The organism is Citrobacter sp. LUTT5 (genome assembly GCF_009905315.1).
GTDB classification, from domain to species: domain Bacteria; phylum Pseudomonadota; class Gammaproteobacteria; order Enterobacterales; family Enterobacteriaceae; genus Citrobacter; species Citrobacter freundii.
The window spans coordinates 4242893-4264156 of record NZ_CP047606.1; the positions used below are offsets into that span (position 1 = coordinate 4242893).

Below are 21264 nucleotides of genomic sequence, written 5' to 3' on the forward strand. Positions count from 1 at the left end.
CTCATGCCACATCCGGCCTACGAGGTTAGTGCGACTTGTAGGCCGGATAAGCGCAGCGCATCCGGCATTAAAACCTACCTCTGCTCGCCCATCAACTCTTTCACCAGCTCCACGCAGCGCAGGAAGCGGCCGTCGTAGTCAGGCTCCTGAACGTGCACAAAATTGATATTGTTTTCCTGCAACATCTCGACCAGCAGCGTCTGAAACGCTTTTCTGTCAACCGAACTTCCAAGGCTGCGCAAGCCATCCGCTACCCACGGGGTGTTGTTTTCCAGCAGGATAACCAGGTCGAAGCGATACTCGTCAATCAGCGCTTGCACAAACGGGTGTTCACGCCCTTCATACTTTTTGCAGAAAGCCTGAGTAGTCACGAAATCGGTGTCGATGAACGCCACTTTATTGGCGTACTTAACAGCAAAATCAATGTATTGCGCTTGTCCCAGTGCGATTTTATCGTAATCAGAATACTGTAACGCCATCTCATCGCCGCCCAAATGGGAGAAGACGTAATCACGCCCATATTCCCACGCACTGGTGGTGTTAAAGATGTTGGCGAGCTTATTCACCAGCGTCGATTTACCGCTCGACTCCCCGCCGAGGATCGCCACGGTGCGCACGAAAAATGGCTTCACTTCGGTCGGAATATACTCCCAGTAGCGAAACGGGTTTTCACGGATTTGCCCGCCGCTGATGCTCATAAACGTCCGCTTGGGATCCACCAGCACGGTTTCGATCCCCAGATGTTCGAGATACTGCGGGGCATCTGATTCTTCAGAGGTGTAAATCCAGTTTGGCTGGATCCCTTTCTCCTGCATAAACGTTTTGATCCCGTTGCTCCACACGTCCCAACCGTGTGGATACGGCTCCATGCCCTCTTCGTTGAAGGCATGAATACGGATATTTTTCTGATACTTAAAGGTTTGCAGCAGCCAGCGTAGACGATCGGGCACCGTAGGCTGTTGCGACATGGCACTGTCTTCAAACAGACTGCGATCGCGCGTGTCGTCATAGCCCATGATGATATGCAGTTCATCAACCTGACTACAGGCGCGCTGGATAAGGTAGATATGGCCGGTATGCAGCGGATAAAACTTACCAAATACCACACCGATATTTTTCTGCTGGCGCGGAAACTCCAGTCCGAGAAAACGGTGCAACGCCTCCAGCTTTTGCGCGCTGGGGCTTTTAATTTTGGCATTCAGAAGCTGGCTTAGATATCCCTTGGTCATGCCACTGGCATCTGCCACCTGTTGCAGGGTACAACCCTTTTTCTTAATGGCGGTTTTCAGATAATCAAATGACACAAGAGCCTCCTGCTGGAAAAATCGCGTAACACTGCCTGATGACGCATCGCTTATCAGGCCTACAAATTCAGTACATACGGGTATTTGATTATAGGTCTTCAAACACGCTTAACGCATCCGCAAGCTTCTTAACGCCAAAGACCTGCATCCCTTCCGGTACTTTTTTCGGTACGTTAGCGGCAGGAACAATCGCCCGGCGAAAACCGTGTTTCGCCGCTTCCGAAATACGCTCCTGCCCGCTGGGTACCGGACGGATTTCTCCCGCCAACCCCACTTCGCCAAAGACCACTAAGTCCTGTGGCAGTGGCCTGTCGCGCAGGCTGGAGACCATTGCCAGCAGCAACGCCAGGTCGGCGCTGGTTTCGGTGACTTTTACGCCGCCGACTACGTTAACGAACACGTCCTGATCCGCCATCTGCAAGCCACCGTGACGATGCAGCACCGCCAGTAGAATCGCCAGACGGTTCTGTTCCAGACCGACCGCCACGCGACGCGGGTTCGCCATCATTGAGTGATCGACCAGCGCCTGAATCTCGACCAGCAGCGGGCGCGTGCCTTCCCAGACTACCATCACCGAACTGCCGGAGGTAACTTCATCGCCACGGCTTAAGAAAATAGCAGAAGGGTTGCTAACTTCGCGCAGACCCTGTTCCGTCATGGCAAAGACGCCCAGCTCATTCACCGCGCCAAAGCGGTTTTTATGGCTACGCAGTGTACGGAAGCGGGAATCGGCGTCGCCGTCGAGCAACACCGAGCAGTCAATACAGTGCTCCAGTACCTTCGGCCCGGCCAGCGAGCCATCTTTGGTGACGTGGCCGACCATCACAATCGCCACGCCGCGCGTTTTAGCAAAGCGCGTCAGGTAAGCAGCGGTTTCACGCACCTGCGCCACGCTGCCCGGCGAAGACTGAATATCCGCCATGTGCATCACCTGAATGGAGTCGATCACCATCAGCTTCGGCTGTTCTTCTTCAGCAATCAGGCAAATTTGTTCGATACTGGTTTCCGACAGCATGTTCAGGTTCGCCGTCGGCAGGCCAAGCCGATGCGCGCGCATCGCCACCTGTTGCAGCGACTCTTCGCCGGTGACGTACAGGGTTTTCATCTGCTCGGCGAGCCTGCACAGCGTTTGCAACAGCAGCGTTGATTTGCCCGCGCCAGGGTTACCGCCAATCAGTATGGCGCTGCCGGGCACCACACCACCGCCGAGCACGCGGTCAAACTCTTTAAATCCGGTAGAAAAACGCGGCAGTTCCTCAAGGCTGATGTCAGAGAGCTTCTGCACTTTTGCAACGCCCGCATTTCCGGCGTAGCCGCTGAGTCGCTCGTTGCGCGCCACCGTTGGCGATGCGGCAAGGCGCACCTCGGTAATGGTATTCCAGGCCTGACAGGCGCTGCATTGCCCCTGCCAGCGCGGGTAATCGGCCCCGCATTCATTACAAACAAAGGCGCGTTTAGGAGCTTTTGCCACGTTTTACCTCATTATTTCTGATTCATACTGCCAGAGAGAATGCAGAACACGCCCATCAGGTCAGCGTGACGGATAGTAATCTCCGTCTTTTCATTCACTTTGGGTTTCGCATGATACGCAATGCCCAGCCCGGCCGTTTTGATCATCGGCAGATCGTTGGCACCGTCGCCGATCGCCACCGTCTGCGCCATCGGGATCTCATATTCTTGCGCCAGGCGGGTCAGAGTACTGGCTTTGTACTGCGCATCGACGATATCGCCGATCACGTTGCCAGTAAATTTACCGTCCATGATCTCCAGCTCATTCGCCACAGCTGCCGTCAGGCGCAGCTTGTTACGCAGATAATCGGCAAAGAAAGTAAACCCGCCGGAAGCGATAGCCACTTTCCAGCCAAGCGTTTCCAGTTTTAACACCAACTGAGTCAGGCCTGGCATCAGTGGCAATGTTTCGCGCACCTGGTGCAGAATATTGGCATCAGCGCCCTTCAGCGTCGCCACGCGGCTGCGCAGGCTGGCGGTAAAGTCCAGCTCGCCGCGCATTGCGCGTTCGGTGACTTCGGCAACCATCTCGCCGGTTCCGGCCAGTTTAGCAATTTCATCAATGCATTCGATCTGGATAGCCGTTGAATCCATGTCCATCACCAGCAAACCCGGCGTGCGCAGATGCGGAATTTTACCCAGCGGCGCAACATCCAGTTTGGCGTCATGCGCCAGTTTTGCCGCACGCGGCGTTAACGAGCCCGCCAGACGAATTACCTGATAATCCTCAACGCACCACGCCGCCACGATCACCATCGCCGCGCCCAGTTTACTCTGGTATTGCGTTAACCGTTGTTTATCCAGCCCACGACCGTACAGCAGCCAGCCACTGCGGCCCGCGTGGTAATCCAGCGGCATCACTTCATCACCGCTTAAAGAGAGGGGCAGACCTGGCCACAGAGAGACATCTTCAGGTAGATCGCACCAGGTAATGTTAGGCATTAAAGCTCCTGTAAAATCGTTCGGGTCGGAATCATCAGGGGAAAATAACGCATGAGGCTACCCTGTAACCAGCGCTTCTGGCAACATTAAGTCTCAAATTTTCAGCAGGTGGAATATGGCTCGCACAAAACTGAAATTCCGACTTCATCGTGCAGTGATTGTATTGTCCTGCCTTGCGCTGCTCGTCGCGCTGATGCAGGGGGCTTCCTGGTTTAGTCAAAGCCACCAGCAGCAGCGTAATCCGCAGCTCGAAGAGCTGGCCCGCACGCTAGCCCGTCAGGTCTCGCTGAACGTCGCCCCGCTGATGCGTACTGAAACGCCGGATGAAAAGCGTATTAAGGCGGTGCTCACGCAGTTGACGGAGAGTAGCCGTATTCTGGACGCAGGCGTGTACGACGAACAGGGAGACCTGATTACGCGCACCGGTGAGAGCGTCAATGTTCGTGATCGTCTGGCGCTCGACGGCAAAAAAGCCGGGGGCTATTTTAACCAGCAGATCGTCGAACCCATTCAGGGAAAAAATGGTCCGCTGGGCTATCTGCGACTGACGCTGGATACCCACACTCTTGCCACTGAAGCCAAGCAGGTGGATAACACCACCAACATCTTACGCCTGATGCTGCTACTGTCACTGGCAATCGGTGTAGTGCTGACCCGCACCTTATTGCAAGGTAAGCGTACCCGCTGGCAGCAATCTCCTTTCCTTCTCACTGCCAACAAACCGGTGCAGGAAGAAGACAACGAGAAGATAGAGTAAAAGCTGTAAAAACTGTAAAACAGAAGGGAAATCAACCATGACAACACTACGCCTGCTTATCTCAGACTCTTACGATCCGTGGTTTAACCTCGCGGTCGAAGAGTGCATTTTTCGCCAGATGCCCGCCACGCAGCGCGTTCTGTTCTTGTGGCGTAACGCCGATACGGTGGTAATTGGCCGGGCGCAAAATCCATGGAAAGAGTGTAATACACGCCGCATGGAAGAAGACAACGTGCGGCTCGCCAGGCGCAGCAGCGGTGGCGGCGCGGTGTTCCATGACTTAGGCAATACCTGCTTTACCTTTATGGCTGGTAAACCGGAATACGACAAAACCATCTCCACCGCGATCGTCCTCAATGCGCTGAATTCGCTGGGCGTAGAAGCTGATGCCTCCGGGCGTAACGATTTGGTGGTGAAAACGCCGGACGGCGATCGCAAAGTTTCCGGCTCTGCTTATAGGGAAACGAAAGATCGCGGATTCCACCACGGCACGCTGCTGTTGAATGCCGATCTCAGCCGCCTGGCAAACTATCTCAATCCCGATAAAAAGAAACTTGCCGCCAAAGGCATCACTTCGGTTCGCTCGCGCGTAGCGAATTTGACCGAGCTGTTACCGGGCATCACTCATCAACAGGTCTGTCAGGCCATCACGGAAGCCTTTTTCGCCCACTACGGCGAACGCGTAGAAGCCGAGATCATCTCCCCAAACAAAGCGCCGGATCTGCCGAACTTCGCCGAAACATTTGCCCGCCAGAGCAGTTGGGAGTGGAATTTTGGCCAGGCGCCTGCTTTTTCACATTTACTGGACGAACGTTTCACCTGGGGCGGCGTAGAGCTTCATTTTGACGTCGAAAAAGGCGTGATTACCCGCACCCAAGTCTACACCGATAGCCTCAATCCTGCGCCGCTGGAAGTACTGGCAGAACGACTACAGGGCTGCCAGTATCGCGCCGATATTTTACAGCAGACTTGTGAAGCGCTGCTTGCGGAGTATCCAGATCAGGAAAGCGAGTTGCGTGAGCTGGCTGCTTGGGTAGCAAAGGCCGTGCGCTAAGCGATTAGTGGCGAATTGCCGGATGGCGGCTGCGCCTTATCCGGCCTACAAGACCGCTCCCGTAGGCCTGATAAGCGAAGCGCCATCAGGCATTAATAGCGGCATTCCCGTAGGCCCGGTAAGCGCAGCGCCTCCGGGCCACAACAAAACTTACTCTTTATCGCCCAGCAGAACGGATTCCAGCGCGATTTTGATCATGTCGTTGAAGGTCGTCTGACGCTCAGCGGCAGTGGTCTGCTCGTGGGTACGGATATGGTCGGATACGGTGCAGATGGTCAGCGCTTTCGCACCGAATTCCGCCGCCACGCCGTAGATACCCGCCGCTTCCATTTCCACGCCCAGCACGCCGTATTTTTCCATCACGTCGAACATTTCACCGTCCGGAGAGTAGAACAGGTCAGCGGAGAACAGGTTGCCAACGCGAGCGTCTACACCCAGCGCTTTTGCCGCATCAACTGCGTTACGCACCATGTCGAAGTCAGCGATAGCTGCAAAGTCATGATCTTTAAAACGGATACGGTTAACTTTGGAGTCGGTGCAAGCACCCATACCGATAACCACGTCACGCAGTTTAACGTCCATACGCACAGCGCCGCAGGAGCCTACGCGAATGATTTTCTTCACGCCGAAGTCGGTGATTAGCTCTTTGGTGTAGATGGAGCAGGACGGGATACCCATACCGTGGCCCATTACGGAAATCTTACGGCCCTTGTAAGTACCGGTGAAGCCTAACATACCGCGAACGTTGTTCACTTCACGAACATCTTCGAGGAAAGTTTCAGCAATATGCTTTGCACGCAGCGGGTCGCCAGGCATCAATACGACGTCAGCGAAATCACCCATTTCTGCATTAATATGTGGAGTTGCCATCTTCAGTTCCTTTTATATTGTTGTTTTGCCGGGTGGCGGCTGCGCCTTACCCGGCCTACAAAACCGTAGGCCCGATAAGCGAAGCGCCACCGGGCAATTGCATCAGAGCATGTTTTTACCGTAGTCCATCGGCGACGTACCAAAGTAGCTCGCCAGCGTCTGACCGATATCCGCGAAGGTTTCACGGTGACCTAAAGAACCGGGTTTCACTTTCGGGCCGTAAACCAGTACCGGAATGTGTTCACGAGTGTGGTCAGTGCCGGTCCAGCTCGGGTCGCAGCCGTGGTCAGCGGTCAGGATCAGAATGTCATCTTCACCCACCAGCTCCATCAGCTCAGGCAGACGGCGGTCAAACAGTTCCAGACCCGCAGCATAACCGGCGATATCGCGACGATGTCCCCAGGAAGAGTCGAAATCGACGAAGTTAGTGAAGACAATGGTCTTATCACCCGCTTCTTTCATCTCTTTGATAGTGGCGTCAAACAGTGCGTCCAGACCGGTGGCTTTCACTTTTTTGGTGATGCCACAGTTAGCGTAGATATCCGCGATTTTACCGACGGAAACCACGTGACCGTCTTTCTCGTCGACCAGTTTCTGCAACACGGTCGGTGCTGGCGGCTCAACGGCCAGATCGTGACGGTTACCGGTACGCTGGAAGTTACCGGCTTTATCACCGATAAACGGACGGGCGATAACACGACCGATGTTGTAACCACCTTCGGTCAGCTCTTCACGGGCGATTTCGCACAGCTCATAGAGCTTATCCAGGCCAAAAGTCTCTTCGTGGCAGGCAATCTGGAACACGGAGTCAGCGGAGGTATAGAAAATCGGCTTGCCGGTTTTCATATGCTCTTCACCCAGTTGATCCAGGATCACGGTACCGGAAGAGTGGCAGTTGCCGAGGTAGCCCGGCAGGTTGGCACGTTTTACCAGTTTATCCAGCAGTTCTTGCGGGAAGCTGTTTTCGTGATCGGAGAAATATCCCCAGTCAAACAGAACCGGAACACCCGCGATTTCCCAGTGGCCAGACGGCGTGTCTTTCCCGGAAGAAAGTTCATGCGCCCATGCGTAGGCACCAATCACTTCCGCGTTGCCGTCCATGCCAGCAGCAATTTTACCAGTAGAACCTTCGTGAGCTTTCACCAGGCCCAGACGGGTCAGGTTAGGCAGATTCAGTGGACCTTTGCGACCATTGTCAGCTTCACCTTTCGCACAGGCTTCTGCAATATGTCCCATAGTGTCTGAACCTACGTCGCCAAAGCGATCCGCATCTTCAGTCGCACCAATACCAAAGGAGTCCAGCACCATAATAAATGCACGTTTCATCTTGTTCTCCATACATCTGCGCCGCAAAAAAGCGATCAGATCAGTATACAGTTATTCGGTAATACGACGATAGACTGTCGGTGTAATTTCTGGCGCTTTATCGTCAAGGCTAATTGCCGCTTTGACCGCTTTCGCCGCTTCCTGCCAGCTGGCTTCGTCTTTGGCGTGGATCACCGCCAGTGGGCGCTGTCCGTCTACGCTGTCGCCCAGACGCGCCATATCGCTAAAGCCAACGCTGTAATCAATGGTGTCCGATGCCTGACGACGACCGCCACCCATGGAAACAACCGCCATTCCCAGCGCACGGGTATCCATCGCGCTGACAAAGCCTTCGGTATCAGCATATACCGCTTTGCTGAGCATTGCCGTCGGCAGGTACTTCGCATAATTTTCGACGAAATCGGTCGGGCCTTTTTGCGCCGCCACCATGCGACCAAAAATCTCTGCTGCTTTGCCGTTATCCAGCACCGTCTGCAATTTCGCACGGGCTTCGGCGTCATCTTTCGCCAGGTTGCCGGAGATCAGCATTTCCACGCACAGCGCCATGGTGACGTCTAACAGACGTGGATTGCGGTATTCACCGGTCAGGAACTGCACCGCTTCGCGGACTTCGACCGCGTTACCTGCGCTGGAGGCCAACACCTGGTTCATATCAGTTAACAGCGCGGTGGTACGTACACCCGCACCGTTTGCCACGCCGACAATCGCTTCAGCAAGGGCTTCAGAAAGCTCGTAGGTCGGCATAAAAGCACCGCTGCCCACTTTCACATCCATCACCAGCGCATCCAGCCCTTCCGCCAGTTTTTTCGCCAGAATGGAACCGGTAATCAGCGGGATGGAATCCACCGTCGCGGTAATATCGCGGGTGGCATAAAAACGTTTATCCGCCGGTGCGAGCGAGCTGGTTTGCCCAATAATCGCCACACCCACGTCTTTAATAATTTCACGGAAACGCGCGTCGTCCGGGAAGATGTCAAATCCAGGAATCGCTTCCAGTTTATCGAGCGTACCGCCGGTATGCCCCAGGCCACGCCCGGAGATCATCGGAATATAGCCGCCGCACGCAGCAACCATCGGGCCTAACATCAGTGACGTTACGTCACCTACGCCGCCGGTAGAGTGTTTATCCACAATCGGGCCGTTCAACTGCAGGCTTTTCCAGTCCAGCACGGTTCCTGAATCACGCATTGCCATGGTCAGCGAAACACGCTCAGGCATTGTCATATCGTGGAAAAAAATGGTCATCGCCAGGGCGGCGATTTGCCCTTCAGAGATGGTATTGTCGCGAATGCCATTGATAAAAAAACGAATTTCTTCATCACTCAGCGCATGACCATCACGTTTTTTACGAATAATTTCTTGTGCGAGAAACACGGTAACCCCCAGGGGAAAAGAGTAGAAGGCCGTTGTAAGCCGGGTAAGCAACGCGCCACCCGGCAGTCGTCTTAATGCCGGATGGCGGCTGCGCCTTATCCGGCCTACGGGCTTAGTAGCTGCTTGCGCTCTTGCCGTCGCCGTGACCCAGCGCTTTCAGCAAGCTAGCCAGCAGGCTGGATGCGCCAAAACGGTAGTGACGAGAATCAGCCCAGTCAGCGCCAAACAGTTCATCGGCAATCGCCAGGAACTGCTGTGCATCTTCTGCAGTACGCACGCCGCCAGCCGGTTTGAAACCTACAGTTTTAGAAACACCCATGTCGCGGATCACTTCCATCATGATGCGTGCGCTTTCCGGCGTCGCATTGACCGGCACTTTACCGGTAGACGTTTTGATGAAATCAGCACCGGCTTTGATGGAGATTTCAGATGCTTTGCGAATCAGTGCTTCTTCTTTCAGCTCACCGGTTTCGATGATCACTTTCAGCAGCACGTTTGCCGCCGCACACGCGTCTTTGCAAGCTTTAACCAGATCAAAACCAATCTGCTCGTTACCGGCGATCAGCGCACGGTACGGGAACACCACGTCAACTTCATCGGCACCGTAGGCGATCGCCGCGCGAGTTTCCGCCAGCGCAATCTCGATGTCGTCGTTGCCGTGCGGGAAGTTGGTGACGGTTGCAATGCGGATGTCCGGCGTACCCTGCTCTTTCAGAGTCTTACGCGCAATAGGGATGAAACGCGGATAGATACAGATTGCGGCAGTGTTGCCAACCGGGGTCTTCGCCTGATGACACAGCGCGATCACTTTTTCATTGGTGTCGTCGTCATTCAGAGTGGTCAGGTCCATCAGTTTCAGTGCACGCAGGCTGCTTGCTGTTAAATCGGTCATAACATTCTCCAACGGCATCGCCGTATAAAATTTCACCTTGCGAGTTTGTTAGTATTCTAACATCCGCTCGCTATTACACTTCGATATACATCACAGTTAATGAAAACCACATACAGATTTGCATTACTCTAATGAGATCTACTTCAAATAAATTACCTTTTCTAAAGGGATGCCGTGGCATCAGGCGCATCCGGATCAAAGGTTGTGGCGGCGTTGCTTTCTACAATGGCGTTACACCTTCGGGACAAAAAGGAATCAACGATGCCCACTTCAAGCGAACTCGCGCTGCAACAGCGTTGCCAACAAATCGTGACCAGCCCGGTGCTCAGCCCTGAGCAGAAACGCCACTTTCTGGCGCTGGAAGCTGAAAACGCGCTGCCTTATCCGCAACTACCTGCACAGGCACGTCAGGCGCTGGATGATGGGGTAATCTGCGATATGTACGAAGGTCATGCCCCGTTCAAACCGCGCTACGTTTTACCCGATTACGCGCGTTTTTTGGCCAATGGTTCATCGTGGCTGGAGCTGGAAGGCGCCAGCGATCTTGATGATGCGTTATCCTTACTCACCATCCTGTACCACCACGTTCCGTCAGTGACGTCGATGCCGGTTTATCTCGGCCAGCTCGATGCGCTGCTGCAACCGTATGTTAGAATTCTAACACAAGAAGAGATCGATATTCGAATAAAACGTTTCTGGCGTTATCTCGACAGAACCCTGCCAGACGCGTTTATGCATGCCAATATCGGCCCCGCCGATACTCCAGTTACCCGTGCAATTTTACGCGCAGATGCAGAGTTAAAGCAGGTTTCACCTAATCTGACATTCATTTATGACCCGCAAATCACACCTGACGATCTGCTGCTCAGCGTGGCGAAAAATATCTGCGAGTGCAGTAAGCCACATATTTCCAATGGCCCTGAAAATGATAAAATTTTCACAAAAGATCAGTATGGCGTCGTCAGCTGTTACAACTCTTTGCCGCTCGCCGGGGGTGGTAGCACGCTGGTCAGGCTTAATCTGAAAGCCATCGCAGAGCGCAGCGCCTCTGTCGATGACTTCTTTACGCGCACTCTACCGCACTATTGCCAACAGCAAATCGCCATCATTGATTCACGATGTGAATTCCTCTATGAAAAATCACATTTCTTTGAGAATAGCTTCCTCGTGCAGGAAGGGTTGATTGATCCCGAACGTTTTGTGCCTATGTTCGGCATGTATGGCCTGGCGGAGGCGGTGAATCTACTGTGCGATAAGGCGGGACAAAATGCGCGCTACGGAAAAGATGAGTTCGCCAATCAGCTTGGCTATCGCATCAGCGCCCAATTGGCGGAGTTTGTCGAAAGCACCCCGGTGAAATATGGCTGGAAGCAGCGCGCGATGCTGCATGCACAGTCGGGGATCAGTTCTGACATCGGCACCACACCGGGTGCACGCCTGCCTTACGGCGATGAACCAGACCCGATCACTCATCTGCAAACCGTCGCACCGCATCACGCGTTTTATCACGCGGGAATCAGCGACATTCTCACGCTGGATGAAACCATCAAGCGCAATCCTCAGGCGCTGGCGCAGCTGTGCCTCGGCGCATTTAAAGCCGGGATGCGTGAGTTTACCGCCAACGTGAGCGGCAACGATCTGGTTCGCGTTACGGGTTACATGGTGCGTCTGTCGGATCTGGAAAAATATCGCGCCGAAGGTTCTCGCACCAACACCACCTGGCTTGGCGAAGAAGCCGCGCGTAATACGCGCATTCTGGAACGACAACCTCGCGTGATTAGCCATGAACAGCAGATGCGCTTCGGTAAGTAAGATTATCCCTTTCTCCTGCGTCGACGGGCCGGGCAGTCGCCTGGCTCTGTTTCTGCAGGGATGTAATCTGCGCTGTAAAAACTGCCACAATCCGTGGACGATGGGACGCTGCAACGACTGCGGGGAGTGTGTGCTGCATTGCCCGCATGAGGCGCTGAGCCTGAGCGCGGGGAAAGTGTGGTGGCAGTCTGATTTATGTCAGCAGTGTGACACCTGCCTTCATATGTGCCCCCAGCAGGCCACGCCGATGGCGCAGACCATGAGCGTTGATGAGGTGCTGCAGCATATTCGCAAGGCAGCACTGTTTATTGAGGGAATTACGGTCAGCGGCGGCGAAGCGACAACCCAGCTACCGTTTATTGTGGCGCTGTTTCGTGCGATCAAAACCGATCCGCAACTGCAACACCTGACCTGTATGGTCGACAGCAATGGCATGCTGAGCGAAACCGGCTGGCAGAAGCTGCTGCCGGTGTGCGACGGCGTAATGCTGGATTTAAAAGCCTGGGACAGCACGTGTCATCGTCAGTTGACCGGTCGCGATAACACGCTGATTAAACAAAGCATTACCTTTCTGTCCGGGCAAGGGAAACTTGCGGAACTGCGCCTGCTGGTTATCCCTGGTCAGGTGGATTATCTACAGCATATTGATGCGCTGGCAGCGTTTATCAGAGGTTCAGGTGACGTGCCGGTACGGCTGAATGCCTTTCATGCGCACGGGGTGTATGGCGAAGCGAAGGACTGGCCGAGCGCCACGCCGGAGGATGTGGAACACCTGGCGCAAAGATTGCGCGAACGCGGGGTGGATAATTTGATTTTCCCGGCGCTGTACCTGTGATGGCCGGATGCGATGCAATAGCGCCGCATCCGGAATTCAAAAATCAAACAACGCCGTGGTATTACGATACAGCGCGTCAGCAATCACGTCCGCAGGTTCCGGGCGCAGTTCGCATAAGACGTCAAAAACTCTGACCACCTGCTCCGGGCGATTAGGCTGCCCCTGAAAGCCGTTGAGCGGCATATCCGGCGCGTCGGTTTCCAGCAACAGCGACTCGAGCGGCAGCTGCGCCATTACCTCGCGGGTTTTACTGGCGCGCGGATAGGTAATGGTGCCGCCCACGCCAATTTTGTATCCCAGTTGCACAAAGCGTTCGGCCTGCTGCACGCTCCCGGAAAACCCATGCACCACGCCTGTTCGTGGCAAAGCATGGCGTTTAAGGTACATCGCCAGCTTGTCATGCGTGCGTCGCGAATGCAGGATCACCGGCAGTTCGTACCGCTTCGCCAGCTTAAGTTGCGCTTCCAGCACCCGCTCTTGCTTGTCGAATTGCGGATCGTCGCGATACAGATCCAATCCAATCTCACCTACCGCCACCAGCTTTTGTGGGCGCTTATCCAGCACCTGTTGCAACTGGTCCAGGCAGTCATCACTATGTTGTTCAATAACAATGGGATGTAAACCAAGCGCGGCAAATAATGGAGGATAATTTTCCGCTAACGCCAGTACACGGGAAAAATTCGCCGCCTGGGTGGCCGGAACGATAATGCTCTGTACACCAACTTCCGCCGCGCGCTGAATGCTGGCAGGTTCATCGCCGGTAAACGGCGGGAAATCAAAGTGACAGTGCGTATCGATAAAACGATAACTCACGCCAAATCCTCATTATTAAACGTTGTATCGTTGGCCTGAGGCGCATTGGCCACCACCGGCGCGTGGGCATCGTTGGCCACCGGCGCGGGAGGAACCACCACCGGTCCCGGCACCACAATCTTCGGCGTCTGACGAGGCAGCGGCACGTTTTTCCCCAGCAGTTTGCCGACGGTAGCGAGGAAGTAACGACCGCACAGGCGTCCGGTTTTGTAATCTTCCCGCAAGGCCGGAATACGGCTTCCCAACGCCATGCTGTGGAGCGGTTTGGGCGGGTAGATCTCAAAGATACGCAGCTTGCCCGGCGGTTTCTCAATAAAGCTCTGAATCGCGCGATAGGTGGCTTCATGGTGCTGCACCAGATTCAACAGTGGTTGCAGGCTGCTTTCGCCCAGCCAGCGTTCCATACGCTTGAACCACTGCGGGGTGTAGTACATTTGCGAAGGCACTGTGCGGATAACCACCAGCGTTTTCGCCCCCTGCTTCGCCGCTTCCTGCACGGGAATGGCGTCGCTGACGCCCCATCCAGGTAATTCACGCCGTCCAGCGCAACCCCTGTGCGGTAGAACCCGGGAATCGCGCTGGAGGCACGAATAAGATCGAGCCAGTTTTGCCGGTTCGGCGAAAAATAGCCCGGCGTGTAGTCATCACCCCGACAGGCGCACATATAAAACGCTTTCCCCGCGGCAAACAAGCGCTCAGCGTTGTCCATCGCCAGCGGCATTTGGGACGAGGTCGAATCCACCAGCCAGTCGAGATCGATTAAGTTTCCCCCGCGCACAAAGCGCACCGGGTCAAAAAACTCACGTCGGGTAGTGTAACGCATGATGACTTTACGACCGTAACCGGGCTGGTTACAGAGATAAGCTGAAAGGTTTTGCGCACCAGCGGACGTCCCGTAGAAGAGATCAAAGGGATTGAACTGCGCGCGCATGAATTCATCCAGTACGCCTGCGGTGAAGATGCCTCTTTGTCCCCCGCCCTCGCACACCAGCGCCATACTGCCTGGTTGAAACGGACGTAACGATAACGGCGCGATATTACCGAGCGTGACGGGTATTCTCTGCCCCACCTCTGCCTTCCTGTTGTTTTTGTAATAGGACAACAAAGTAACGCAAATTGCCTGCAGCTAAAACCGTAAAAGCCAGTCCGCTGGACTGGCTCAGTAGCAAGTTATCTTTACGGTTTACGTACTAGGGTCGTTTACGCCCGGTAAACAGGCTGACCAGAAACAGAATGATACCCACCACAAAAACAATTTTCGCTGCGCCTGCAGCGGTACCCGCCAGTCCACCAAAACCCAGTGCAGCGGCAATTAACGCGATAACCAGAAATATGATGCCCCATCGAAACATATGCTTCTCCTTTACCATAGTTAATTTCACCGCTTGATATGAGCGCTCAGGCTACCCATCGGCGATATTTTCAGTGTGGTGCACAATACGCCTCCCGACAAACGTCAGGAGGGCGAATTAAGTCTAATTAGTGAGTTTTGAGATCGTTTTTGACGCTTTTCACGCCATCAATCGCTTTGGCGATGCTCTCAGCGCGATCGCTTTGAGCCTGAGATTCAACGGTTCCTGAAAGCTGTACCACACCATCGGTGGTCTCAACTTTCACCTTGCGTGAAGGGACAATATCATCGGCCAGCAGCTTGGCTTTTACTTCACTGGTGATTGCCGTATCGCCCGCATAGCCTTTAACGGAGGTTTCTTTACTATCACGCACGTGCAGTTTGTCGCTAACGGAGGTCACACCCTCAACGCCTTTCGCCACTTTCACCGCTTCTTCAGCCTGCGCCTGGCTTTCAACAAAGCCGCTTAGCGTTACTACTTTCTGATCGGTCTTGACGGAAATATCGGTGCTCTTAATGCTATCGTGGTCCACCAGCGCGGCTTTTACTTTCGCGGTGATGGTGCTGTCATCCATGAAATTACCGACTTTGTTCATAGAGCTATCGACTTTCTGCCCCGCACTTTCGACGCCGGATTGCGCTTTATCCGTCGTGGCGTTTTCTGCATAAGCAGAACCCGTTGCAACAGCGGAGGTCAGCATCACGGCCAGCAGCGTTTTAGAAATCTTAAGTCCTGTCATTGTCATCGATGTATTCCTGTATGTTTTGCTAAAAGCCAGGCTCTGCCGTTACACGGCCTGAACCAGCAACTAATTTTGTAAGTGGAATAAATATCAGCAATAGAAGCTGCAACAGGCAGCCTAAAAAGCATTTAACGCCGATATTTATGTCATCACATTGTTAAATATAGTTCAGGATTTCGTGATCGCTGCCCGAGTTGACTAAAAAACAGGCAAACAAAAGAAAAACGCGAAGTTTTAAGAACATTCCGCAAGGGATTTAAAAGACAGGGAAAGTTGCAGGGCACGGCGGATACCGTGCCCTGGAAGGTCGATTAGTGTTCGCGTGTTTTACGGAACTGAACGTCCGGATAACGTTCCTGGGTGAGATTCAGGTTAACCATGGTTGGCGCGATATAGGTGAGGTTATCGCCGCCATCCAGCGCCAGCTGAATTTCGTTCTTACGCTTAAATTCTTCGAATTTCTTCACGTCAGAACATTCTACCCAGCGTGCAGTCGCCACATTGACGGATTCATAAATCGCTTCAACGTTGTACTCGCTCTTCAGACGTGAAACCACCACGTCAAACTGCAGCACACCCACCGCACCGACGATCAGATCGTTGTTGGCGATCGGACGGAATACCTGCACTGCACCCTCTTCTGAAAGCTGAACCAGCCCTTTCAGCAGCTGTTTCTGCTTCAATGGATCCTTCAGGCGAATACGACGGAACAGCTCCGGCGCGAAGTTCGGAATACCGGTGAACTTCATCATTTCGCCCTGGGTAAAGGTATCGCCGATCTGGATAGTGCCGTGGTTATGCAGGCCGAGAATATCGCCCGGATACGCTTCTTCCACATGAGAACGGTCACCGGCCATAAAGGTGAGTGCGTCGGAGATCACCACGTCTTTACCAATGCGCACCTGGCGCATTTTCATGCCTTTCTCATACTTGCCGGATACCACACGCATGAACGCCACACGGTCACGGTGTTTCGGGTCCATGTTGGCCTGAATTTTAAACACGAAACCGGTGAACTTCTCTTCTGAGGCTTCGACGACGCGGGTGTCGGTTTTACGCGGCATCGGCGCAGGCGCCCACTCCACTAAGCCATCCAGCATATGGTCAACGCCGAAGTTACCCAACGCGGTACCGAAGAAGACCGGGGTGATTTCGCCCGCAAGGAACAACTCATGGTCGAACTCGTTGGACGCGCCCTGCACCAGCTCCAGCTCGTCACGCAGCTGCTGCGCCAGGTCTTCACCCACGGCAGTATCAAGTTCCGGGTTGTTAAGACCTTTAACAACACGCACTTCCTGAATGGTGTGGCCTTTACCGGTCTGATACAGGTAAGTTTCATCTTTATAAAGGTGATAGACACCTTTGAACAACTTACCGCAGCCAATCGGCCAGGTGATCGGCGCACAGCCGATTTTCAGTTCGTTCTCAACTTCATCCAGCAGCTCCATCGGATCGCGGATGTCACGGTCGAGTTTGTTCATAAAGGTCAGGATCGGCGTATCGCGCAGACGGGTAACTTCCATCAGCTTACGGGTACGATCTTCAACGCCTTTTGCAGCATCGATAACCATCAGGCAACAGTCCACCGCCGTCAGAGTACGATAGGTATCTTCGGAGAAGTCTTCGTGCCCCGGGGTGTCCAGCAGGTTCACCAGGCAGTCATGATACGGAAACTGCATCACAGAAGTGGTAATGGAGATACCACGTTGCTTTTCCATTTCCATCCAGTCAGATTTTGCATGCTGGCTGGAGCCACGGCCTTTTACCGTACCGGCGGTCTGAATGGCCTGTCCGAATAACAATACCTTTTCAGTAATTGTCGTTTTACCGGCATCCGGGTGAGAAATAATGGCAAAAGTGCGGCGTTTGGCCACCTCTTGCAAATAAGGAGACAACGTCATAGTCAAATCTTCTTAGGTAAGCACGGCAACGGGCCGGGCAAGTTGAATACGAAAAATTGCGGCTATTTTACCCATCAACGGGGGGGAGGCAATCAGTGTTTACACAGGAGCTGCTCCAGTTCGCTTAATGACGCTACGGTCCAGGTCGGCTGAATGCCCGCTGGCTGCTCGCGGTGGTGCGTATTTAGCCAGCAGGTGGATAGCCCGGCGTTAATGCCGCCAAGAATATCGGACTCTGCGGTGTCACCCACCATTAGCACGCGAGAACGGTCAGGATTGCCCGCCTGCTCCAGCGCATGGTCAAAAATACGGGAATCAGGTTTTGCCACCCCAACCTGCTCAGAAATCACCAGCAGATCGAAATAATCGCGCAGCCCCGTCCGCTCAAGGCGGATTTGCTGCAACGCGGTAAAGCCGTTAGTAATGATGCCGATTTTCGCTTTATCACGAATCGCATTGAGCAGAGAAACCGCCCCCGGCAACGGCGAGCAGATCTCCGCCATCGCATTGATGAATGCATCATTAAGCTGGCCCGGTTCAACCTTCAGGCGTTCGGCCCAGCTCTGAAAACGGGCATGCTGCAGTTGTAATGAGGTAATCGCGCCGTTTTGGTAATCCACCCACAGCGGTTTATTCACGGCCTGGTAGTCCTGAAAATCTTCAGCGGTAAAGGTAATGCTATAGTCGAGAAACATCCGCTGTAAGCCGGTAAACGAGTCAAATGTAAACAGCGTTTCGTCGGCATCAAAGAAAATCCAGTCCCACTTCTTCATCATTACACCTTGTCTTACATGCTGATTGGCAACGCCATGATGATGGCGTCTTCGTGACCATCGGCCATTGGATAGTAATTGCGACGGATCGTCGCCTCGTTAAAGCCTAAGCTTTCGTACAGCGCGATAGCGGCCGCATTCGAGGCGCGCACTTCAAGCCACAGCGTCAAAATGCCACGCTTTTCCAGCTCATCGATCAAATGCTCCAACAGCTCACGCCCCAGCCCACGGCGCTGAAAGTCAGGATCGACGGCAATATTGAACAGCGTAGCTTCATCCAGCACGACCTGCGTAATCGCAAAAGCCGCCATCACGTCATCAACCCTCAACTGAAAATTGAGATAGCGATCGCCCTGGTTGCTGGCAAATGTTTTTTCACTCCACGGAAAAGCGTGGGCGCGTTTTTCAATATGAAATGCTGCGGGTAAATCAGTCGGTTCGAGGGAAGAAATCGTGTTCATATGCGCAGATTTGTTGCCATAACGCGGCGCGTGCCGCTGGGTTTTCCCGTAATTCATTAAACGCAGGACTCTCGACCTGAGCGCCCTCCAGCAGCAGCGGCTCTTCGGTTCCCAGCCGCCAGCTATTACAGCGACTGCCTTGCGGCAGCATGGCGACACGGTCAGGCGTCAGTTGTAAAACCTGATCCGGGCTGACGGTTAATGCGCGTAAAATATCGCTCATCAATGGTTCGGTTAGCGCGGGTAACTGTGCAGCAACCATCACCAAACGGACATGCGCAGGAATGGAAATCGCGATCTCGCCCTGCAGTGCGCCAGGACGACGCAACGACCACTGCGTAATGCCCAGTTGCTGTAACTGCCAGTCTCGTCGGGATGTCATAGCGAAACACTCCTGTCTATCAGGGGCGCAAATATAGCAAATTTGTCGAATCCGTGCCATCAAACAACTATAATCCCCCGCTGTACAATTTAAGGAGCATTCCATGTCTGCTTTTACCCCGGCAAGTGAAGTCTTGCTGCGCCACAGTGATGATTTCGAACAAAGCCGTATTCTGTTTGCCGGTGATTTGCAGGATGACCTGCCTGCCCATTTTGAAAGCGCCGCCAGCCGAGCGCACACTCAGCAACTTCACCACTGGCAGGTGCTTAACCGCCAGATGGGCGACAACGTCCGCTTCAGCCTCATCGCGCAGGCCGATGACGTTGCCGATAGCGATACGCTGATCTACTACTGGCCGAAGAATAAGCCGGAAGCCCAGTTCCAGTTGATGAACATTCTGTCGCTGTTACCGGTTGGCACCGATATTTTTGTTGTCGGTGAGAATCGCAGCGGCGTACGTAGCGCAGAGCAGATGCTGGCCGAATACGCACCGTTAAACAAAGTCGACAGCGCACGTCGCTGTGGCCTGTACCACGGTCGTCTGGAAAAACAGCCGGTCTTTGATGCAGAAAAATACTGGGATGAATACCAGACAGAAAATCTGACCATCAAAACGCTGCCGGGCGTCTTCAGCCGTGACGGCCTGGACGTTGGCAGCCAACTGCTGCTCTCCACGCTGACGCCGCACACCAAAGGCAAAGTGCTGGATGTCGGCTGTGGCGCAGGCGTTCTCTCCGTCGCCTTAGCCAGCCACTCGCCAAAAGTGCGCTTAACCCTGTGCGATGTTAGCGCCGCCGCCGTTGAAGCAAGCCGCGCAACGCTTGTAGCCAATGGCATTGAAGGTGACGTCATCGCCAGTAACGTCTTTTCTGACGTAACGGGCCGATTTGATATGATCATCTCCAATCCACCGTTCCACGACGGAATGCAGACCAGCCTTGATGCCGCGCAAACGCTGATTCGCGGCGCCGTGCGTCATCTGAACAGTGGCGGTGAACTGCGTATCGTGGCAAACGCCTTCCTGCCTTATCCGAAGGTTCTGGATGAAGTGTTTGGCTTCCACGAAGTTATCGCGCAGACCGGGCGCTTCAAGGTCTATCGCACCATCATGACGCGCCAGGCGAAAAAAGCCTAACCGCTGTAGGCCAGATAAGGCGTTTACGCCGCCATCTGGCGTGACACCGAGCAACGCCGGATGGCGCTATCGCTTATCCGGCCTGCATAAAACGCCAAAGCCGAAGAAACGCCTTTTTTTTCGGCAATCACGTTAAGTTCGATAATTAACAGTTGACGCCCTGCATAAAATCTCTAGAATTCGCCTCCGTGGTAACGATACTTTTTTTGAGTGTCGATGGTATGCGAAGGTGGCGGAATTGGTAGACGCGCTAGCTTCAGGTGTTAGTGTCCTTTCGGACGTGGGGGTTCAAGTCCCCCCCCTCGCACCATAATCCACGTTGATATTGCTCGCACTGGGCGAAGGTGGCGGAATTGGTAGACGCGCTAGCTTCAGGTGTTAGTGTCCTTAGGATGTGGGGGTTCGAGTCCCCCCCCTCGCACCAACGAGGCGATATCAAACAAATAAGATGACTGTGCGAAGGTGGCGGAATTGGTAGACGCGCTAGCTTCAGGTGTTAGTGTCCTTAGGATGTGGGGGTTCGAGTCCCCCCCCTCGCACCAATTATCTTATTTCCCTCTCGATTTCCTTCTCTAGTTTTGTTCATCCCTGATTCCAGTTCATTATTACCAGAACAATGCCACCAATCAGCGCCGCGCATGAAGGTAACAAAACAAAGTGCCGTAAACGCTTGTGGTACAACATGAGCGAAGTCAGTAGTAATCCTAATACAATCATCACCTTCCATACGTAGACCGACAGGTCGCTATATGCCATCCCGGCAATCAGCATTCCCGGCAGCAGAACACCCCATCCACTGCCCAGCGTACGTTGCAACATGATTCCACCTATGACACTGATAATGATAACCAATATCATATGATAAAATTTCTCATTTGTCAGCCGTGAAGCACTATCAATTATATGAGTTTTACTTAACGATTGATGACATGAATAACCCAAGGTGATAAATTGCTCACCGGTTAGCTCTTCAACTAAAAACAATAAAAACCTCTGCGAATGATACCCCGTTCGTTATTTGTTTTATTTA

20 protein-coding genes, 3 tRNA genes and 1 pseudogene are annotated in these 21264 nt (G+C 53.7%); 8 read left to right on the forward strand and 16 right to left on the reverse strand.

Annotation, left to right across the window (positions count from 1 at the left end):
- Positions 1 to 74: 74 nt before the first annotated feature.
- From nadR to serB, 3 genes are all read right to left on the reverse strand, one after another.
- The gene (nadR, locus tag GUC46_RS20350) at positions 75 to 1304 is read right to left on the reverse strand and encodes a multifunctional transcriptional regulator/nicotinamide-nucleotide adenylyltransferase/ribosylnicotinamide kinase NadR (protein ID WP_003019021.1); all 1230 of its coding nucleotides are present in this window, start codon (positions 1302 to 1304) and stop codon (positions 75 to 77) included.
- A gap of 88 nt (positions 1305 to 1392) precedes the next feature.
- Complete coding sequence (gene radA / locus GUC46_RS20355) at positions 1393 to 2775, reverse strand: DNA repair protein RadA (protein WP_130715191.1); 1383 nt, start codon at positions 2773 to 2775, stop codon at positions 1393 to 1395.
- Positions 2776 to 2786: 11 nt separating this feature from the next.
- Positions 2787 to 3755, reverse strand: a complete 969-nt coding sequence (serB, locus tag GUC46_RS20360; RefSeq protein ID WP_003019027.1) for a phosphoserine phosphatase — start codon at positions 3753 to 3755, stop codon at positions 2787 to 2789.
- A 115-nt stretch (positions 3756 to 3870) separates the two neighbouring features.
- Here serB and GUC46_RS20365 point away from each other — a divergent pair, with 115 nt between their 5' ends.
- Entirely contained in the window at positions 3871 to 4512 is a 642-nt protein-coding gene (locus GUC46_RS20365; RefSeq protein WP_003837287.1) for a YtjB family periplasmic protein, read from the forward strand.
- A 37-nt stretch (positions 4513 to 4549) separates the two neighbouring features.
- Positions 4550 to 5566, forward strand: a complete 1017-nt coding sequence (gene lplA, locus GUC46_RS20370; protein WP_044699053.1) for a lipoate--protein ligase LplA — start codon at positions 4550 to 4552, stop codon at positions 5564 to 5566.
- Positions 5567 to 5716: 150 nt separating this feature from the next.
- On the opposite strand, the gene deoD is transcribed toward lplA, so the two are convergent.
- From deoD to deoC, 4 genes are all read right to left on the reverse strand, one after another.
- Positions 5717 to 6436, reverse strand: a complete 720-nt coding sequence (gene deoD, locus GUC46_RS20375) for a purine-nucleoside phosphorylase (protein WP_000224864.1) — start codon at positions 6434 to 6436, stop codon at positions 5717 to 5719.
- A gap of 102 nt (positions 6437 to 6538) precedes the next feature.
- Positions 6539 to 7762 carry a phosphopentomutase gene (deoB, locus tag GUC46_RS20380; RefSeq protein WP_003019037.1) on the reverse strand — a complete coding sequence of 408 codons (1224 nt, stop codon included), beginning with the start codon at positions 7760 to 7762 and terminating at the stop codon, positions 6539 to 6541.
- A gap of 51 nt (positions 7763 to 7813) precedes the next feature.
- Positions 7814 to 9136 (reverse strand): thymidine phosphorylase, encoded by a 1323-nt coding sequence (gene deoA / locus GUC46_RS20385; protein ID WP_003845626.1) that lies wholly within the window; start codon positions 9134 to 9136, stop codon positions 7814 to 7816.
- Positions 9137 to 9248: 112 nt separating this feature from the next.
- Positions 9249 to 10028: a deoxyribose-phosphate aldolase gene (gene deoC, locus GUC46_RS20390; RefSeq protein ID WP_003019042.1), complete on the reverse strand. Its 780-nt coding sequence runs from the start codon at positions 10026 to 10028 to the stop codon at positions 9249 to 9251.
- Positions 10029 to 10289: 261 nt separating this feature from the next.
- Between deoC and GUC46_RS20395 the strand changes: the two genes are divergently transcribed.
- A complete protein-coding gene (locus GUC46_RS20395; RefSeq protein WP_160180656.1) occupies positions 10290 to 11840 on the forward strand; it encodes a YjjI family glycine radical enzyme in 1551 nt (516 codons plus the stop codon).
- Complete coding sequence (locus tag GUC46_RS20400; RefSeq protein ID WP_003837280.1) at positions 11812 to 12675, forward strand: YjjW family glycine radical enzyme activase; 864 nt, start codon at positions 11812 to 11814, stop codon at positions 12673 to 12675. The genes GUC46_RS20395 and GUC46_RS20400 overlap by 29 nt, the downstream gene beginning before the upstream one ends.
- Before the next feature lie 36 nt (positions 12676 to 12711).
- Here GUC46_RS20400 and GUC46_RS20405 read toward each other — a convergent pair whose 3' ends face one another.
- The 8 genes and pseudogenes from GUC46_RS20405 to holD all read right to left on the reverse strand — a co-directional run bounded on the left by GUC46_RS20405 (position 12712) and on the right by holD (position 19099).
- A complete protein-coding gene (locus GUC46_RS20405; RefSeq protein ID WP_003019050.1) occupies positions 12712 to 13488 on the reverse strand; it encodes a metal-dependent hydrolase in 777 nt (258 codons plus the stop codon).
- Positions 13485 to 14557: pseudogene (locus GUC46_RS20410) on the reverse strand (patatin family protein). The gene GUC46_RS20405 and the pseudogene GUC46_RS20410 overlap by 4 nt, the downstream one beginning before the upstream one ends.
- A 121-nt stretch (positions 14558 to 14678) precedes the next feature.
- Positions 14679 to 14840 carry a DUF1328 domain-containing protein gene (locus GUC46_RS20415; protein ID WP_003019081.1) on the reverse strand — a complete coding sequence of 54 codons (162 nt, stop codon included), beginning with the start codon at positions 14838 to 14840 and terminating at the stop codon, positions 14679 to 14681.
- A gap of 127 nt (positions 14841 to 14967) precedes the next feature.
- Positions 14968 to 15585, reverse strand: a complete 618-nt coding sequence (osmY, locus tag GUC46_RS20420) for a molecular chaperone OsmY (RefSeq protein ID WP_003845622.1) — start codon at positions 15583 to 15585, stop codon at positions 14968 to 14970.
- Between the two features lie 308 nt (positions 15586 to 15893).
- A complete protein-coding gene (prfC, locus tag GUC46_RS20425; protein WP_003019086.1) occupies positions 15894 to 17483 on the reverse strand; it encodes a peptide chain release factor 3 in 1590 nt (529 codons plus the stop codon).
- A 92-nt stretch (positions 17484 to 17575) separates the two neighbouring features.
- A complete protein-coding gene (gene yjjG / locus GUC46_RS20430; RefSeq protein ID WP_003019088.1) occupies positions 17576 to 18256 on the reverse strand; it encodes a pyrimidine 5'-nucleotidase in 681 nt (226 codons plus the stop codon).
- Between the two features lie 14 nt (positions 18257 to 18270).
- Entirely contained in the window at positions 18271 to 18717 is a 447-nt protein-coding gene (gene rimI, locus GUC46_RS20435; protein WP_160180659.1) for a ribosomal protein S18-alanine N-acetyltransferase, read from the reverse strand.
- Positions 18686 to 19099 carry a DNA polymerase III subunit psi gene (gene holD, locus GUC46_RS20440; protein WP_003837254.1) on the reverse strand — a complete coding sequence of 138 codons (414 nt, stop codon included), beginning with the start codon at positions 19097 to 19099 and terminating at the stop codon, positions 18686 to 18688. Before holD ends, rimI begins: the two co-directional genes overlap by 32 nt.
- A 103-nt stretch (positions 19100 to 19202) precedes the next feature.
- Between holD and rsmC the strand changes: the two genes are divergently transcribed.
- From rsmC to GUC46_RS20460, 4 genes are all read left to right on the forward strand, one after another.
- Entirely contained in the window at positions 19203 to 20234 is a 1032-nt protein-coding gene (gene rsmC / locus GUC46_RS20445) for a 16S rRNA (guanine(1207)-N(2))-methyltransferase RsmC (RefSeq protein WP_160180661.1), read from the forward strand.
- A 223-nt stretch (positions 20235 to 20457) separates the two neighbouring features.
- Positions 20458 to 20544, forward strand: a tRNA-Leu gene (locus tag GUC46_RS20450).
- 28 nt (positions 20545 to 20572) lie between these two features.
- Positions 20573 to 20658, forward strand: a tRNA-Leu gene (locus tag GUC46_RS20455).
- Between the two features lie 32 nt (positions 20659 to 20690).
- A tRNA-Leu gene (locus GUC46_RS20460) sits at positions 20691 to 20776 on the forward strand.
- Positions 20777 to 20816: 40 nt separating this feature from the next.
- Here the strand turns inward: GUC46_RS20460 and GUC46_RS20465 are convergent.
- Positions 20817 to 21053, reverse strand: a complete 237-nt coding sequence (locus tag GUC46_RS20465) for a DUF1435 domain-containing protein (RefSeq protein WP_003845617.1) — start codon at positions 21051 to 21053, stop codon at positions 20817 to 20819.
- Positions 21054 to 21264: the final 211 nt, after the last annotated feature.

Excerpts from the sequence above, each read along its gene's own strand:
- GUC46_RS20395 (WP_160180656.1), top strand. The coding sequence starts at position 10,290 with ATGCCCACTTCAAGCGAACTCGCGCTGCAACAGCGTTGCCAACAAATC.
- yjjG (WP_003019088.1), bottom strand. The coding sequence starts at position 18,256 with ATGAAGAAGTGGGACTGGATTTTCTTTGATGCCGACGAAACGCTGTTT.
- deoB (WP_003019037.1), bottom strand. The coding sequence starts at position 7,762 with ATGAAACGTGCATTTATTATGGTGCTGGACTCCTTTGGTATTGGTGCG.
- GUC46_RS20400 (WP_003837280.1), top strand. The coding sequence starts at position 11,812 with ATGAACAGCAGATGCGCTTCGGTAAGTAAGATTATCCCTTTCTCCTGC.
- prfC (WP_003019086.1), bottom strand. The coding sequence starts at position 17,483 with ATGACGTTGTCTCCTTATTTGCAAGAGGTGGCCAAACGCCGCACTTTT.
- GUC46_RS20465 (WP_003845617.1), bottom strand. The coding sequence starts at position 21,053 with ATGTTGCAACGTACGCTGGGCAGTGGATGGGGTGTTCTGCTGCCGGGA.
- rsmC (WP_160180661.1), top strand. The coding sequence starts at position 19,203 with ATGTCTGCTTTTACCCCGGCAAGTGAAGTCTTGCTGCGCCACAGTGAT.
- deoD (WP_000224864.1), bottom strand. The coding sequence starts at position 6,436 with ATGGCAACTCCACATATTAATGCAGAAATGGGTGATTTCGCTGACGTC.
- rimI (WP_160180659.1), bottom strand. The coding sequence starts at position 18,717 with ATGAACACGATTTCTTCCCTCGAACCGACTGATTTACCCGCAGCATTT.
- lplA (WP_044699053.1), top strand. The coding sequence starts at position 4,550 with ATGACAACACTACGCCTGCTTATCTCAGACTCTTACGATCCGTGGTTT.
- GUC46_RS20415 (WP_003019081.1), bottom strand. The coding sequence starts at position 14,840 with ATGTTTCGATGGGGCATCATATTTCTGGTTATCGCGTTAATTGCCGCT.
- GUC46_RS20365 (WP_003837287.1), top strand. The coding sequence starts at position 3,871 with ATGGCTCGCACAAAACTGAAATTCCGACTTCATCGTGCAGTGATTGTA.
- holD (WP_003837254.1), bottom strand. The coding sequence starts at position 19,099 with ATGACATCCCGACGAGACTGGCAGTTACAGCAACTGGGCATTACGCAG.
- serB (WP_003019027.1), bottom strand. The coding sequence starts at position 3,755 with ATGCCTAACATTACCTGGTGCGATCTACCTGAAGATGTCTCTCTGTGG.
- deoC (WP_003019042.1), bottom strand. The coding sequence starts at position 10,028 with ATGACCGATTTAACAGCAAGCAGCCTGCGTGCACTGAAACTGATGGAC.
- osmY (WP_003845622.1), bottom strand. The coding sequence starts at position 15,585 with ATGACAATGACAGGACTTAAGATTTCTAAAACGCTGCTGGCCGTGATG.